Raw genomic sequence first — 16,261 nt, forward strand, 5'->3', positions numbered from 1 at the left:
GCGGCCTTTTTGGTTAATTCAGGTTACTCGTCTTTCGGCGACGCGTTTTCAACCCTACTCTTCAACTTCTGACCAGGTCTGAAGGTCACTACACGGCGTGCCGTGATAGGAATATCTTCACCAGTCTTCGGGTTACGCCCGGGACGTTGGTTTTTATCGCGTAAGTCAAAATTACCAAAGCCTGATAGCTTAACCTGCTCGCCATTTTCCAGAGCGCGACGAACCTCTTCGAAAAACAGCTCTACCAACTCTTTAGCATCACGTTTGCTAAGCCCTAGCTTATCAAACAGATATTCTGACATTTCAGCTTTTGTAAGCGCCATACGTTCAATCCCTCAATGATGCCTGGAATCGCTCTTTTAATGCCTCTACACATTTTGCAACGGTAGCGGCCATCTCCTCTTCTTCGAGTGTACGGCCCGTATCCTGCAGGATAAGGCTTATGGCAAGGCTCTTATAACCTTCGGCTACACCTTTACCACGGTACACATCAAACAAGTTTACGCCAACTACCTGATTTGCGCCAACTTTCTTACACTCTGCCAAAATATCTGCTGCGGGAACGTTTTCTGCAACCACAACAGCAATGTCACGACGGTTCGCAGGGAAACGAGAAATCTCTTTAGACTCAGGCACAGCGCGGTCTGCAAGCTTGTTCCACAGCACTTCGAACACCAGTGTACGACCATTGAGCGAAAGCTTACGTTCCAGTTCCGGGTGGACAACACCAATGAAACCAACGTATTCCCCACCTAAATAAATGGCAGCACTTTGTCCCGGATGCAAGGCTGGGTTACTTGCTGCTTTAAATTCGATGTCTGAAAGTTTACCCGTCAGATCCAGAACCGCTTCCAGATCGCCCTTCAAATCATAGAAGTCGACGGTGTTACGCGCCAGATCCCAATGCTCTTCATAACGGTTACCACAGATCGCACCAGCCAGCATAAGATCCTGACGAATACCCAGGTCTGCCTGCGTATCAGGAACAAAGCGTAAACCGGACTCAAAGATACGCACACGCGCCTGCTGGCGGTTTTGGTTATAAACCACAGTATTGAGCAGGCCGGTCAGCAGGGACAAACGCATTGCTGACATTTCGCTGGAAATTGGGCTTGGCAGAATCAGATTTTCTTCACCCGGGTGCAGCAGCTGTTGAACTTTAGGATCAACAAAGCTGTAGGTGATCACTTCCTGGTAGCCTTTATCGACCAGCATGGTTTTCACACGCTTGAGCGAAAGGTCAGCTTCACGGTGAGTGCCCATGATAAGACCGGCTTGTACAGGCTCGTTAGGGATACTGTTGTAGCCATAAACGCGCGCCACTTCTTCAACCAGATCTTCTTCAATCTGCATATCAAAGCGCCAGCTTGGAGCAACCGCCGTCCACTGGTTATCACCTTCAGTCACTTCACAGCCCAGACGGCGCAGAATATCGCCAACCTGAGCATCTGCAATATGGTGGCCAATCAGACGGTCGAGCTTACTGCGACGCAGAGTAATTGTGGCAGCTTTTGGCAGATGTGCTTCATTAGTAACATCAATAACCGGGCCAGCTTCGCCGCCGCAAATATCGATCAACAGACGGGTCGCACGTTCCATTGCTTTGTACTGCAACGCTGAATCCACACCGCGTTCATAACGATGGGAAGCATCGGTATGCAAGCCATGGCGACGCGCGCGGCCAGTAATAGACAGCGGGCTGAAGAATGCACACTCAAGCAGTACGTTCTGGGTTTCATCATTGACACCAGAATGTTCGCCACCAAAGATGCCACCCATTGCCAGTGCTTTGTTGTGGTCAGCAATGACCAAAGTATCGGCATTCAACTTCGCTTCGTTACCATCAAGCAGCGTCAGGGTTTCGCCCTCTTCTGCCATACGCACAACGATGCCACCTTCAATGCGGTCTTTATCAAACGCATGCATCGGCTGGCCGAGTTCCAACAGCACGTAGTTAGTCACGTCAACCACTGCATCAATAGAACGAATACCGCAACGACGCAGTTTTTCTTTCATCCACAGCGGCGTAGGTGCTTTGACGTTGATACCTTTAACCACACGGCCCAGGTAACGTGGACATGCTTCAGGCGCGTCGACACGAATTGGCAGCGTGTCGGTAATAGTCGCCGCTACAGTAGCTATTTCTGGCACGTTTAACGGAAGTTGGTTCACAACCGCGACATCACGGGCAACACCGATGATACCGAGGCAATCGGCACGGTTTGGCGTTACGCTGATTTCGATAGTCTGGTCGTCAAGCTTCAGGTATTCACGGATGTCAGTACCAATCGGGGCATCCAGCGGCAGCTCAATAATACCGTTGTGGTCATCGGAAATGCCCAACTCGGAGAATGAGCAGAGCATGCCTTCAGATGGCTCACCGCGCAGCTTTGCTGCTTTAATTTTGAAATCACCTGGCAACACAGCACCAACGGTTGCCACAGCAACTTTCAGGCCCTGACGGCAATTTGGTGCGCCACAAACGATGTCTAACAGACGGTCACCACCGACATTAACTTTTGTTACACGCAGTTTGTCAGCATTTGGATGTTGGCCACACTCAACCACTTCACCCACAACCACACCGTTGAATTCGCCCGCAACGGCATCAACACCATCAACTTCAAGACCAGCCATAGTAATTTGACCGGAAAGCTCTTCACTACTGTTGGCTGGATTTACCCATTCGCGTAACCAGAGTTCACTGAATTTCATTGGATATCCCGCCCTTATTTAAACTGTTTGAGGAAACGTAAATCATTTTCGAAGAATGCACGCAAATCGGTTACGCCGTAGCGCAGCATGGTCAAACGCTCCATGCCCATACCGAAAGCAAAGCCTGAATAAACTTCTGGATCGATACCAACGTTACGTAGAACGTTCGGATGCACCATGCCGCAGCCTAATACTTCCAACCATTTGCCATTTTTACCCATCACATCAACTTCTGCGGATGGTTCGGTGAACGGGAAGTAAGACGGGCGGAAACGAATCTGCAAATCAGCTTCGAAGAAGTTGTTCAGGAAATCGTGGATGGTACCTTTCAGGTTAGCGAAGTTGATATTGGTATCAACAATCAAACCTTCCATCTGGTGGAACATCGGCGTGTGAGTCTGATCGTAGTCGTTACGATACACGCGTCCCGGCGCGATAATACGAATCGGCGGCTGCTTGTCTTTCATGGTGCGAATCTGAACGCCAGAGGTCTGGGTGCGCAGTAAACGCGTTGCATCGAACCAGAATGTATCGTGGTCAGCACGAGCAGGGTGATGGCCTGGAATATTCAGCGCATCGAAGTTGTGATAGTCATCTTCGATTTCCGGGCCAGTTGCCACGGTAAAGCCTAACTCCCCAAAGAAGCTTTCAATACGGTCGATGGTGCGTGTAACCGGGTGCAAACCACCATTTTCAACACGGCGCCCGGGCAGTGAGATATCGATAGTTTCTTCTGCCAGGCGAGCATTCAGCGCAGCACTTTCAAGTGCATTTTTACGAGCATTCAATGCTTCCTGCACTTTCTCTTTGGCTTCGTTAATTACTGCACCGGCGGCTGGGCGCTCTTCTGCTGGCAATTCACGCAGGGTAGTCATCTGGAGGGTCAGATGACCTTTTTTCCCTAAATACTCGACGCGTACGTTGTCTAACGCGGCAACATCCTGGGCCTCGTTTATGGCGGCCGTTGCGTTGGCAACCAGCTCTGCGAGATGTGGCATGGTATTCCTCTTATGCCGGCATAATTACCGGGGTAGTTGATCCGTATATAAAGATAAAAAGGGATGCAAAAAAAAAGCCTCCTAATGGAGGCTTTCGGCGCTATTTTTCGTTTCTTTTCTTACGCGCAAAGCCCCCGAATTCAGGTGCTAAAGTAAAAAAAGAAACGGAAAATAGCAGCATTCATGCTTGCAGTTACCTTATTGATCAGTGTTAAACATACCATTAGAAATTAAAAGAGGGAGCAAGCTCCCTCTAATAACTGGCTTACGCCAGAGCTGCTTTCGCTTTCTCAACCAGTGCAGTAAATGCCACTTTGTCGAATACGGCGATGTCAGCCAGGATCTTACGGTCGATTTCAACAGAAGCTTTTTTCAAGCCGTTGATGAATTTGCTGTAAGAGATCCCGTTCTGACGAGCTGCAGCGTTGATACGTGCAATCCACAGCTGACGGAATTGACGCTTACGTTGACGACGGTCACGGTAAGCATATTGGCCAGCTTTGATAACAGCCTGGAAAGCAACGCGGTATACGCGTGAACGCGCACCGTAGTAGCCTTTGGCTTGTTTAAGGATTTTTTTGTGACGAGCACGTGCGATTACACCACGTTTTACGCGAGCCATATTAGCTCTCCTGTTCTATATTCTGAATTAATTAAAAAGTGCTACTTATGCGTACGGCAGGCAAGCGATGACCAGGCCCAGATCCCCTTTGGAGACCATACCTTTCGGACGCAGGTGACGTTTACGCTTAGTAGACTTTTTAGTCAGAATATGACGCAGGTTAGCGTGCTTACGCTTAAAACCACCACCGGCGGTCTTTTTGAAGCGCTTAGCGGCGCCGCGTACAGTTTTAATCTTTGGCATTTAATAACTTTCCACTTCGCATTGTTAATAAAACGAACCAGAAGGCGAACAAGACTCACGAGGCCGAGACCTCGCGAGAACTGTTACTTGATGGCCTTACTGTTTCTTCTTCGGAGCGAGCACCATGATCATCTGGCGGCCTTCGATCTTCGATGGGAAGGATTCGACGACTGCCAGTTCACTCAGATCGTCACGGACGCGGTTAAGCACTTCCATACCAATCTGTTGGTGAGCCATTTCACGACCGCGGAAACGCAGTGTGATTTTAGCTTTATCACCCTCTTCCAGAAAGCGAACCAGGCTGCGGAGTTTTACCTGATAGTCGCCATCATCGGTACCAGGTCGGAATTTGATTTCCTTAACCTGAATAACTTTTTGCTTTTTCTTCTGTTCCTTAGAAGATTTGCTTTTTTCGTAGAGGAATTTGCCGTAATCCATAATTCGACAAACAGGCGGTTCAGCATTAGGACTGATTTCAACTAAATCAACCCCAGCCTCCTCGGCTTTTTCTAAAGCTTCATTCAGACTCACAATACCTAGTTGCTCGCCGTCTATACCTGTCAGACGAACCTCAGTGGCACGAATTTCTCTGTTTATGCGATTAGGACGCGCCGGTTGAACTCTTTTTCCGCCTTTAATAACTCTATTCCTCTAGTTGATTTAGATTGCGGCTGCGAATTTCGTTTTGCAGCTTTTCAATCAATTCGTTGACGTCCATGCTCCCCAAATCTTTGCCACGACGGGTACGAACGGCTACTTTGCCTGCTTCGACCTCTTTGTCGCCACAAACTAACATGTAAGGGACACGACGCAACGTGTGTTCACGGATTTTAAAGCCAATCTTCTCATTTCTCAAGTCTGCTTTTACACGAATGCCTGCATTTTGCAGTTTACGGGTCAATTCGTCGACGTAATCAGACTGTCCATCAGTGATATTCATGACCACTGCTTGTACCGGTGCCAGCCAGGTTGGGAAGAAGCCCGCGAATTCTTCGGTCAGGATACCAATGAAACGTTCCATAGATCCGAGAATTGCACGATGAATCATTACCGGAACCAGGCGTTCGTTACTTTCGCCGATATAAGACGCGTTCAGGCGTGATGGTAAAGAGAAGTCCAGCTGTACAGTACCGCACTGCCATGCACGATCCAGGCAGTCGTATAGGGTAAATTCAATTTTAGGGCCATAGAATGCACCCTCACCCGGTTGATAATCAAACGGTATATTATTTTCTTGCAGCGCTACGGCCAAATCCGCCTCTGCACGATCCCACATTTCGTCGGTACCGATGCGTTTTTCCGGGCGGGTCGACAGCTTCACAACGATTTTTTCAAAACCGAAGGTGCTGTACATGTCATAGACCATGCGGATACAGCTGTTCACTTCATCGCGAACCTGCTCTTCGGTACAGAATACGTGAGCATCGTCCTGAGTAAAGCCGCGAACACGCATCAGTCCATGCAACGCGCCTGACGGCTCGTTACGGTGACAGCTACCAAACTCAGCCATACGCAATGGCAGGTCGCGGTAAGACTTCAACCCCTGGTTAAAGATCTGCACATGACCAGGGCAGTTCATTGGCTTGATGCAGTATTCACGGTTCTCGGAAGAAGTGGTAAACATTGCATCTTTGTAGTTGTCCCAGTGGCCGGTTTTTTCCCACAGCACACGGTCCATCATGAACGGGCCTTTCACTTCCTGATACTGGTACTCTTTGAGCTTGGAACGTACGAATACTTCCAACTCACGGAAGATAGTCCAGCCGTCGTTATGCCAGAACACCATACCTGGCGCTTCTTCCTGCATATGATACAGGTCGAGTTGCTTACCAATTTTACGGTGATCGCGCTTAGACGCTTCTTCCAGGCGTTGCAGATAAGCATTCAGCTGCTTTTTATCTGCCCATGCGGTGCCATAAATACGTTGCAGCATTTTGTTGCTGCTATCGCCACGCCAGTATGCACCGGATGTTTTCTGTAGTTTGAAATGATGGCAGAAACGCATATTTGGTACGTGCGGACCACGGCACATATCAACGTATTCTTCATGATGATACAGACCTGGCTTATCATCATGGCTGATGTTTTCATCAAGAATCGCAACCTTGTAGCTTTCACCACGGTTCACGAAAGTTTCGCGGGCTTCGTGCCAGCTCACTTTCTTCTTGATGACATCGTAATCTTTCTCAGCCAGCTCGTGCATACGCTTCTCGAGCAGCTCAAGATCTTCCTGCGTCAGCGTGTGGTCAATGTCAACGTCGTAGTAAAAACCGTTATCAATAACCGGGCCAATCGCCATTTTAGTGTGCGGCCACAGTTGTTTGATAGCATGGCCCAATAAGTGGGCGCATGAGTGGCGGAGAATCTCCAGGCCAGCTTCATCTTTAACGGTGATAATCGCGAGTTTAGCATCGTGCTCAATAAGATCAGATGCATCAACCAGTTCGCCATCAACACGGCCAGCGATACACGCTTTGGCAAGGCCAGGACCGATGTCCAGGGCTACATCCAGTGGGCTAACAGCATGGTCGTAATGGCGTTGGCTGCCATCAGGAAGAGTAATAACAGGCATTATAAGTCCTTATCTGCAGTGGTGACCCATACGCAAGATCACATGCAACGTTTATTTTTCTTTGGTTTCAACCGGTTGTGTCGTCATCTCGCCCACAATTGCAAGGCCGACTCCACAATTTATGCGTGAGCGTGCAGAGCACAGGCTTCACGACGGTTGAGAATACTATCACTTTAAGCAGGTTATGTCGCGTTTTGCAGCCCAGAAACATCTTGAGAACGATAATAATAACTGACTGTTTTACCCACTTTTTTATGCAATTATCAACGAAAACACGTTCGTATATTCGAAACAAATACAAGTAAAACTAATAAGCTTTTCTAAACATTGCCCTTGACGAATAATTACATTACCGGTTTATAAGGTTAAAAAATAAAAAGCCGGGCATCCTGCTCCGGCTTTTTATTTCATGCGAATTTGAAAATGAGCGATCAATTAGCAATTTCGCACAAATGAAACATAATCATCACTGCTTTATTTACTAATACCACTCGCCAGCAACCAGTGTATGGACATCAAAAGCATCATCCATTGAACGGCCTGTTGATTGAGCGCCAGGCTGGATATTTGAGCCAGCTTCAATATCAGTAGCATGCCATGTGTTGGATGGTGCAGTCTGCGGGGCGACAGTAGTGCTCGCTAAAGTAGTGGTAGTTGTAGGTTGGGCTGCAAATGCACCGAATGAAATTACAGAAAGCACAACTGCTGTAGCGGTATATTTAATTGTTTTCATATTCATTATTCTCTTATTTAGTGGACCTGCAGGCATATTGCCTTATACAAAATAAGAGTAGATCCAGATCACACTTTTTCCCAGTCAATTTATTTGTCAAATAGTTTCAAAGATACTGAATATATGTCGAAGTGCTAGATTGTGGAGAGATTATGAAGGAAAGTTGGCATATTAGATTTTATTTAAAACAAAACCATGGACCAAAATAATATTAGCACAGAACGATAAAATAAAACATTAAAGCCGGGAATGACCCGGCTTTACCAATTACATCTTATAACCAAGAGTAACTGCGGTACGTCTATCTGTATGCTCTGGAGCAGAATCAGGTGGATTTGAGTTCCAGGTGACGTTGTAGCCAACCCGCAAACCAAAATGCTCATTGATTGCTACTTCAAGCGCAGTTTCAGAGTTCACCGTCGTATCTTCACTACCCAACACGGAAACGCCCTGGATAAATTTAGCGTTATCGGTCAACTGCCAGTTATAGATACCCGATGCGTAACCCAGAACCTGGGTCTCATGGCCACCATCACTGTATTCGTCATAACGCACACCAGGACCAAATTCCACACGCAGACTGTGAACCGGGCCACTGAGGAACTGGCGACCATAACCGGCTGTCGCTACGTCACGCGCTTGATAACCGTTATAACGGTCAGTTAACCAGCTGGCTTGGCCAAACAGGTAATCACTGTCGGTCATGTTGTAACGGCTACGACCACCAGCCGAATATGTCTCAGAAGAGCGCTCATCGTTAGAGGAGGTGTTGTTTGCATTACCCCAAATTGACCATGCGGTAGAGGTGTTATACCAGGTCATATTGGTGTTCGCTGTCAACGAAGAGCTTGTGGTGTTACCTGATTGCGCAAGATAACCCGCATTCAGGTTACCTTCGAACGGTTTCTTAGCAGTAGATGGGTCATCCATGACAGTGAAAACCGAATTATCTGCAATTGCAAAGTGACTCAATAGCGCACTTCCGGTCAGCAAAATTGCAGCCGGTACTGTCTTAACTAAATTCATTTCAACTCTCTAAGATACGACACAAGGATTTGGCGATTGGTACGCCTTTAACGGTGACTATCGTAGCAAATTTAAAAATAAATTTAATCAGAGAGAGATGAAAAAATGACTGACCACATCACCAAGAAGATTTTGAAACTGGCTGCTCAATGCACTAAATATGGCTCTGGAACTCCAGAACAGAAATACACATGCATCGTTCACAACGAACCGAGCAGCACCACAACTAGAAAAGAGTTCTTTGTATTGCTCCACAACCTAACCAAGGAGAAAGCAATAACCGACCTGAGCAGAATCAACCTTGATGCTGATGTATGGGCTTTTACCCTAAAAGGGGATGTTAAATTAGAGACATTAACCACTGAGGAAATTGAAGCTCTTAACCCTGCGGTTATCTCATACAGCACTCAGGTTACTTACAATACTGACACTGAATCTGGCCTTCGTAATGCCCCTGTTATCTATCAACGTACAGCCAAAGCCCACGAAAGAATGTCTGTGAAGCTGGCTAAATGGGTTGAAGATTTCAAAGCTGAGTTTGCTGATGATTATGCAGAGTTAAACGAACTGCTTGATGAGATGGAATCATGCACTAAGGAAGTTGCACCTGACACACTGGAACTACGTACAAAGAAAGGCAGCCTTGTTGCTACGATTGATAAGCGCACTTTCCCTACTTCAGGAGAACTGCAAATAGTACGTTTTGGGGATGGTATGCGCTATCTCAGAACTAAACGTGATGTGCTTTATACGTTTGCTGATTCCTATTGTGCTGCTCTGGTTAGTGATGGTGAACCACAAACACCAACGATTAAACTTACCCCTAAACAGAAGTTCTTCAAAAAAGTTCGTGAGTATCTAAAGAATGAGGGTGTAACTAACCTTGACCAGGTGAATATCATTAAACGGGTAGATTGTGACAAGCCTACACAGTACAGAGCATCAGTTAACCTGAAATTCATAGGGATGCTGAACTTCAGTGAGCACAAGTCTGAATTGACCATGCTAATGCAGTTCACAAAGCTAACAAGATGGTTTGAAGAGTTTAAACGCTTAACGGCTGATGAATATGCTGCTTTGGATAAGAGAGTAAAGGAGATGGAATCAAACACCGTTCAATCCTCCCCTTCTGTTTTCACACTGTTTACTCCATCAGGTGAGTTCATTAGTGAGTTTACGCAGGATGATTCCGGTCAATGGTTCCGACTTGGTGAGAAGAACTACAGCACTAAAGCTAAGGTTTACTCTCGACTTATAGAGAAATATGAAGAAGCTCTGAAAAGTGATGAGGTCAAATGTAATTTCTTAGCAGAGGCAAAGTAAGATGAAAAATTACCATATCATTCTAATCACACTTTGCCTTGGTGTAATTGTTGGTTGTTCAGTACCAGATGCAAAGGCCAATACATTACGATTGTTGGAGGGGTGCAGTAATAATATGATATTGGCACTACCTCACCGGATAAGTTAATTAATAAAATGAAAGTTGGTTTGTTTATTTCTGGAATGTTAATGGCTGGTTCTGTTTATGCATCACCTGTTAAATACACTTGTGAAGAAGATAGCTTTACTAATGCTATAGCTCCTTCATGGACAGCAATAGTTGATGCAGATTACCAGAATGCTCGAATGAATAATTTCACCCTGAGAGGTGTATCTCACAACGACCTTGATTATGACAGTGAAGACATGCAGATAATCAAGATGCTTGCTCACGAACCAAACAAAGATTCAATGTTTTATGATTTCGGTTCACCTATAGCAGCTTTCAGGAAAGGTGAATTAGATGTCCTGATTTATGGTAAGAGCAATGGTGTAAAGTTTGCTGAAGTAATTCTTGTTTCAGAGGATAAGAATGGAATGACTTATAACTGCTATAAGAATGGAAGCGCTATTGATAAACAGCTAACCCAACTTAGAGATTCACACAATAAACGCATACTAGAAGAGCAACAGGGTAATTAAACATGAAGCTGGGATTACTGGTTACCTGCATGATGTTAACCACATCTGTTTATGCATCACCTGTTAAATACACTTGTGAAGATGATGTATATGCTTTTAACGGATTAGCTCGGTCATGGGAGGCGACTCTTGATATTGACTATAGCAACGGTGCTTTCAAAAGTTTTACTCTGGATGGTGAGACTCTAAAAGGTTTCAAGTTTAATAATGAATCCCTGCTGTCTTATCAGGATACAAATAAGTACAACACCAATTCATTACCAGCAATAGCCTTGTATGAGAAAGAGATTAAACCTGATGCTCTGGATAACATCTTTTTCTTTGTTGTTTTCGGTAAAGGAGAGATTGCTAATACTGGTGATGTTATAGCTGTATTCCCACCATTCGGAAAGCAGAGCTATTATTGCTATAAGCATGGTAGCTATAAAGATAACCTTATGCATGGGCTGAGAGATTCACACAATAAAGGCATACTAGAAGCACAACAGGGTAATTAAACATGAGATATGCAATAGCTTTAGGTTTCGCATTGATACTGGCAGCACCTGTAATGGCTGCTGAAACTGTGGATGATGTGGATTTAAACTCTTCTACGGTAACGCTCTCTGACGGGAATGAATACACCGTTGATAGTCAGGATATTGAAGAGTTTACTGAGGGTGACACTGTTCAGGCGTCTAACGATGGCTCAACCCTCTATAACATTGATACAGATACGAGTGTTGATACTGAGTAGCCATGAAAGAAGAGTTAATCAATCTCCTGAAGGACAAGAGAACCTTTATTGTACGAGAAGTATTTTATACAAACATAAATAAAGGTGATGAAGTCTATTTTGAGGGGGTGTGGTACACCTGGATAAGTGGATACATTGAGCGAACACGTATTTATTTGAAAATCAAATATCCAAAAATTGATGAGCCATTTGATGTAATTACACATCAGTACATGTTCTTAGTTAAGGTTAAATGAAAGAAAAAACCCTGAACAGCCAACACTGAACAGGGTTTATTTTTATACGGGGATTGTTTCAAGAGAAGTAGACCAGCTACCGCCAATGTATGTAAAACTGTGAGATAACTTCTCAACTCGATAAACACCAGTTACGTCACCAATATCATTTAATCTGACGTAGTGACCAACCTTAATACGTCCATCTAATGGGACTGAGAAATTCAATCCATTCTTAGTGACTGTACGTAGACCATCTTCAACAGTGAGAACCTCACCAGGCTTCAGTTCCTTCACAGCAGGAGTCTTACCAGATTTGAGAACCTTCTCTCTCGTTTGAGTTCGCTCGTAAGTCTGTTCAGGCACATCAAGAATGTCACCAGAATAGATATCCCACACCTCAACGGTTGATTTCTCATTGGGTACAGCAGGAACGATGTTTATTTGCTTGTCGTGCACGAATAGCTTCAGCTTCCACTCAGAGCAGACCCTTTGAAGTTCTGCAAAAGCATTCCCATAGACTGACAGACCACCAGAATATGCATTTGAGGCAACTGATGATAAGTCAATGTGAGCACGTGGCATGTTTATCAGTGAAAGGAAATATTCAATTACAGCGGTAACAGGCACACCAGGCGCAAAAGCATTTGATGTTTTAATCATTGCTCTTTCAAGTTTATCTGAAGAAGCGTAGACAACCGTTACAACATCATTACCACGTCGTGTTGTAGTGGTATGGATAATCGTACCGACATAGACTACAGGTAAGTCTTCAGCATCCCTGATAATCTCACCAGATTCATCACGCTTTGAGCTATCGGTATACCCTGCCCTAATCATGATGGCTGCACCAGGAATTTTGAACTGGTCTTTAAGTGCACTTGATAAGTTGTAAATCTTGAACTGAGCCATATCAGACTGCGTATTCGTATAATCGTTTGATACCGATACTGAGCCTTCAATCTGAAGATTAGTTACTACTGATGCTGTTGCGCTTCTTTTCAATTGTGAAGGGTCACCGCCAAACACTTCTGACGCAGAACCGACAGTGATTTCATAATCTCTTAATCTGCTGGACATTAAACCACCTCATTAAACAAGTCTGCGAGTAAACGCATCTCTTCAGCGGTCAGATACTGCAACTCAAAAGCTTTACCCCTTCCAAGGTTATCTCTCGACGGATATTCATCAGCACCAAATTGAACTTCACAAATTAATGCACCTTCAAACCCTTCAAAACTGAATGGTTCAGTAAGGAATACACCAGGGATAATTTTTCTTTCCGTTACAAGTCTTTCACCATCATTATCAAAGAGACTGAAGTACCATCTATTAAGTCTCTCTTTAAATTTAAGTTCCAGTCTGTATCGACTCTTACCAAGAATAACAACCTGAGATGACCAGTCATTATCTGGAACGTTAATTATGTAGGCCATTTGCAGCCCCCTTATTCTTATTGGGATTAGCCCCGTTGACTTTGTAGACCTGTCTTGCAGCTTCCTCTGCTGATGCCTTGTCTAGTACTCCAGCATTAGATAACTGAGCAGATTTACACTTAGACATTGCATTCCAGATGTCGCTACGTTGACCCTTATAGGTGTTCTCTATAGCAAGGACTGCATCACAAGCTTTACGAGAGCTACCTTCAGTGGTTGATAGCTGCCCTTTCTCGACCTTAGATGTCACAGAGCCTTTATTCGTTGTTGGTTGACCAGAGGAAGCTTGCGTATCACCAGCCTTGATAGTAGCTACACCCTTACCTAACCTCTGAGGGAAGGACATAATCTCTTCAAATTCAATGCTGATGTTAAAGCCCTTGCTATTGGTCTTATCACGTGATGCATCAAAGCTGGTGATAAACGCTTGCTCAATGGTCATTCCATCAGGTAAGTGAATGGTCATGATTTGTCGCTGCTTACGCCACAGTTCAACGGTTTCTACAAAGTCAGATACTGAGACACTAACACCTGCACCCACCACAGATGGCACCAATACACCTCTAACAGAAACCTTCTTGGATTGTCTGGTGATAGCATCGGTAACAGTTAGCGTGTCAACAGTTGGTAGTGTCGAAACTGAGTATTGAGATGATGAAGAGAACTCTTCAGTAGCAGATAGTTTTAGCAGGACTGTAAGATTATCTTTAGGGTGAAAGTACACCCCGTCTTTATTTGTTACAGGGAAAAGATTAATTGCAGTAGCTGCAAGTCCTGCTGCTTTTGTTAATAAGTTCATTCATGTTTTTTTTACCTTAATTGAGGATGATAGCTTAAAGCCTTACCATCAAAATTCTGAAGTTGAGTAGAGTCATCAACATGATATTGAATCATTGCATCAATCTGTTGCTTCATATTCTGAAGGTCAAGAATGACATTCACTTTAGTTTCCTGTGGGGTAGTCAGATTGAAATCAACCTTTTGTGGTGGTGTCATATTCTCAGCAATCTTAGACATATCCTGTGGAACCAATGAAGCGTTGTTTCTTGTAATAGCTGCAAGGTTACCTTTGCTGAAATCATCTGGTGAAATACCATCAGCACTGGAGGTTAGATTCTTCCACCACTCGATAACATCTTTCCATGCATGACCAACTGGGGAACCAGCCCTGATATTGCCACCTGCTAAAGTGTCACTACCATAGTGTTCACGTCCGTACTTGTCACCAGCATCAAACCATTTATCAGCTACAGGTTTAACAACCATGTATGCACCTGCAATAGCTAATGCAAGACTACCAACTGCACCCATCAGACCAACCATACCTGCACCAGCAGCAGCGCTACCACCACCAACAGCACCAAGTATTGCAGCGTTAAGCCTCCACAGAGAAGCAATGACACTACCAATTACTGAGCCAAGTGTTACCACAAATGCTGCTGCTAACAGGTCTTTGGTGATACCAGTGAAGACATCTACTAAACCTTGCATCTCTGGCGATAGCTGGTGATACCACTGCTGAATACCAATACCGATAATATCAAGGTAAATCAGGAAGTCTGAGAATGCTGTTATCAATGGTGTCAGTCTGGTAAGCAATCCGTTAAACGCATCACCTAGCCAGTTGAACAACCATTGATTGCTTCTCATCAGATTTGACAGTGATTCAGCAAATGCAGACACACCTGTTGAGGCTGCCTTCTGGAATGTCACCATTGAATCCAGGGTATCGTTTCTAACCCTGTTCATCATTACAAAGTCAGACTTTGCGTACTGGTCACGAGCAGTTACACCATTAGCATTCTTGGTGGTGATATCACGCGCCATGAAATCAGTAATCATCTTGGCGAACTGTTCACCCGTCATACCTTTGGCTTTACCACGGAGAGTGGTCTGATTCACACCTTGTTCACGTGCCATTCTTGCCAAGATTGCTGGCATAGCTTTTTGAATCTGGATGAACTGAACACCACCACCATTCTTAGCACCAGACATCTTCTCAAGAGCCATTGTGAAGCGGTTAATCTGTTCCTGAGTGTTACCACCCATGCCAGCCTCTACAGTTACGCTTTCGTGATACTGAGCAAGCTCCTTGTTTGACATGACATCACCCAAGAGGTTTTTAATCTGTGCAGATTGCTGTAAAGCCTCACTGAGATTCGTCCCATATTTGTCCGATAACTTTCTGACCTCTTCAGCCTGTGCAGCGGCTTCACCTTGTTTATTGTAGGCAAGTTCAAAGCCATTCATGGCTCTCTGGCGCTCCATACCTACCTGAATAGACTCGGTAAGAAGATGCATCACAGTATGCAGTGCAAAGAAGCCTGCAATCATTCCCTGAAGCCCACTGTGAGCAGCCTGTGAACTATGAGCAAGGTTATTTGCACCTTGTGATGCTCGTCCTAATGCGTTACCAGCCTGATTAACTCGACCATTGAAAGCACGAATACCATTTTGTGCATTAGTGATAGTACGACTGAATACAGGCGAGTTCTCTCCAGTGTTATTAGCTTCAGCAGCACTACGACCCAGGAATCTAAACCTTGGCTGTGGTGCAATCTCTGGAGCAATTCGAGTAGCACCAGATTGATTAGCTGCTCTTGTATTAAAGCTTCTCAGCACATTCTGAGTGTCAATTAAGGTTCTCTTAAACCCTGATGCAGCTTGGTCAATGTTAGCTCTGCCAGCAGCAGCCCATATCTTAGATTTAGCCTCCATAGCCGCTAAAGCTGATTGCGCCCCACCGTTAAGCATCTTGTTGATAGTTGCACTGTTAGCGGCTGCATAAGCTCTGTCATCAAAATTCTTTTTAGTAGCTGGCCTTGGGGCTGGCTTACTACCACCACCTACGCCTGCTGGGATACTTTTAGAAAGCTTTGCAAATCTCTCTTCAAGTTTTACGAGTAGAGCCTCTGTATCACGCTCAAGTTTCTTGACAGCGTTTGTAATGTTGTCCTTGATTGATAGGGCAATTACAAATTCATCAACGACCATTTCCAT

General features: G+C 44.9%; 19 protein-coding genes and 1 other annotated feature. Of the genes, 5 read left to right on the top strand and 14 right to left on the bottom strand.

All coding sequences use genetic code 11. The features are described 5' to 3' along the window. Positions 1-23: 23 nt before the first annotated feature. The 10 genes from ihfA to IX31_RS04575 all read right to left on the bottom strand — a co-directional run bounded on the left by ihfA (position 24) and on the right by IX31_RS04575 (position 8,909). Positions 24-323: an integration host factor subunit alpha gene (gene ihfA / locus IX31_RS04535; RefSeq protein WP_034455972.1), complete on the bottom strand. Its 300-nt coding sequence runs from the start codon at positions 321-323 to the stop codon at positions 24-26. Between the two features lie 4 nt (positions 324-327). Beyond that, on the bottom strand, positions 328-2,715 hold the full coding sequence (gene pheT, locus IX31_RS04540) for a phenylalanine--tRNA ligase subunit beta (RefSeq protein ID WP_034455973.1): 2,388 nt from the start codon (positions 2,713-2,715) through the stop codon (positions 328-330). A gap of 14 nt (positions 2,716-2,729) precedes the next feature. Beyond that, on the bottom strand, positions 2,730-3,713 hold the full coding sequence (gene pheS / locus IX31_RS04545; RefSeq protein WP_034455974.1) for a phenylalanine--tRNA ligase subunit alpha: 984 nt from the start codon (positions 3,711-3,713) through the stop codon (positions 2,730-2,732). Positions 3,714-3,780: 67 nt separating this feature from the next. Then, positions 3,781-3,903: a sequence feature (Phe leader region), on the bottom strand. After that, positions 3,854-3,898 (bottom strand): pheST operon leader peptide PheM, encoded by a 45-nt coding sequence (gene pheM, locus IX31_RS23130; RefSeq protein WP_001386830.1) that lies wholly within the window; start codon positions 3,896-3,898, stop codon positions 3,854-3,856. (Overlaps the previous feature by 45 nt.) A gap of 75 nt (positions 3,904-3,978) precedes the next feature. Further along, entirely contained in the window at positions 3,979-4,335 is a 357-nt protein-coding gene (rplT, locus tag IX31_RS04550; protein ID WP_000124850.1) for a 50S ribosomal protein L20, read from the bottom strand. A gap of 45 nt (positions 4,336-4,380) precedes the next feature. Next, complete coding sequence (gene rpmI / locus IX31_RS04555; RefSeq protein ID WP_005968897.1) at positions 4,381-4,578, bottom strand: 50S ribosomal protein L35; 198 nt, start codon at positions 4,576-4,578, stop codon at positions 4,381-4,383. Positions 4,579-4,674: 96 nt separating this feature from the next. Further along, complete coding sequence (infC, locus tag IX31_RS04560; RefSeq protein WP_072009408.1) at positions 4,675-5,217, bottom strand: translation initiation factor IF-3; 543 nt, start codon at positions 5,215-5,217, stop codon at positions 4,675-4,677. A gap of 4 nt (positions 5,218-5,221) precedes the next feature. Beyond that, positions 5,222-7,150, bottom strand: coding sequence for a threonine--tRNA ligase (thrS, locus tag IX31_RS04565; RefSeq protein ID WP_034455978.1), 1,929 nt, complete (start codon positions 7,148-7,150; stop codon positions 5,222-5,224). 481 nt (positions 7,151-7,631) lie between these two features. Beyond that, complete coding sequence (locus tag IX31_RS04570) at positions 7,632-7,883, bottom strand: YdgH/BhsA/McbA family protein (RefSeq protein WP_034457151.1); 252 nt, start codon at positions 7,881-7,883, stop codon at positions 7,632-7,634. 267 nt (positions 7,884-8,150) lie between these two features. Beyond that, the gene (locus IX31_RS04575; protein WP_034455980.1) at positions 8,151-8,909 is read right to left on the bottom strand and encodes a DUF481 domain-containing protein; all 759 of its coding nucleotides are present in this window, start codon (positions 8,907-8,909) and stop codon (positions 8,151-8,153) included. A gap of 105 nt (positions 8,910-9,014) precedes the next feature. On the opposite strand from IX31_RS04575, the gene IX31_RS04580 reads away from it, so the two are divergent. From IX31_RS04580 to IX31_RS23480, 5 genes are all read left to right on the top strand, one after another. Next, entirely contained in the window at positions 9,015-10,232 is a 1,218-nt protein-coding gene (locus IX31_RS04580; RefSeq protein WP_034455981.1) for a hypothetical protein, read from the top strand. 189 nt (positions 10,233-10,421) lie between these two features. Continuing rightward, positions 10,422-10,874, top strand: coding sequence for a hypothetical protein (locus tag IX31_RS04585; protein ID WP_034455982.1), 453 nt, complete (start codon positions 10,422-10,424; stop codon positions 10,872-10,874). Positions 10,875-10,876: 2 nt separating this feature from the next. Continuing rightward, complete coding sequence (locus IX31_RS04590) at positions 10,877-11,371, top strand: hypothetical protein (protein WP_034455983.1); 495 nt, start codon at positions 10,877-10,879, stop codon at positions 11,369-11,371. Between the two features lie 2 nt (positions 11,372-11,373). After that, complete coding sequence (locus tag IX31_RS04595; RefSeq protein ID WP_034455984.1) at positions 11,374-11,610, top strand: hypothetical protein; 237 nt, start codon at positions 11,374-11,376, stop codon at positions 11,608-11,610. Between the two features lie 2 nt (positions 11,611-11,612). Then, positions 11,613-11,846: a hypothetical protein gene (locus IX31_RS23480; protein ID WP_034455985.1), complete on the top strand. Its 234-nt coding sequence runs from the start codon at positions 11,613-11,615 to the stop codon at positions 11,844-11,846. Between the two features lie 42 nt (positions 11,847-11,888). On the opposite strand, the gene IX31_RS04605 is transcribed toward IX31_RS23480, so the two are convergent. From IX31_RS04605 to IX31_RS04620, 4 genes are read right to left on the bottom strand one after another with little or no spacing between them, the layout of a single operon-like run. Then, entirely contained in the window at positions 11,889-12,905 is a 1,017-nt protein-coding gene (locus IX31_RS04605; RefSeq protein ID WP_034455986.1) for a hypothetical protein, read from the bottom strand. Further along, positions 12,905-13,261 carry a phage baseplate plug family protein gene (locus IX31_RS04610; RefSeq protein ID WP_034455987.1) on the bottom strand — a complete coding sequence of 119 codons (357 nt, stop codon included), beginning with the start codon at positions 13,259-13,261 and terminating at the stop codon, positions 12,905-12,907. The genes IX31_RS04605 and IX31_RS04610 overlap by 1 nt, the downstream gene beginning before the upstream one ends. Further along, positions 13,245-14,060 carry a phage baseplate protein gene (locus IX31_RS04615; protein ID WP_034455988.1) on the bottom strand — a complete coding sequence of 272 codons (816 nt, stop codon included), beginning with the start codon at positions 14,058-14,060 and terminating at the stop codon, positions 13,245-13,247. The genes IX31_RS04610 and IX31_RS04615 overlap by 17 nt, the downstream gene beginning before the upstream one ends. Positions 14,061-14,071: 11 nt before the next feature. Beyond that, positions 14,072-16,261: a hypothetical protein gene (locus IX31_RS04620; RefSeq protein ID WP_034455989.1), complete on the bottom strand. Its 2,190-nt coding sequence runs from the start codon at positions 16,259-16,261 to the stop codon at positions 14,072-14,074.

It is taken from the genome of Buttiauxella noackiae, assembly GCF_000737905.1.
GTDB classification, from domain to species: Bacteria; Pseudomonadota; Gammaproteobacteria; order Enterobacterales; family Enterobacteriaceae; genus Buttiauxella; species Buttiauxella noackiae.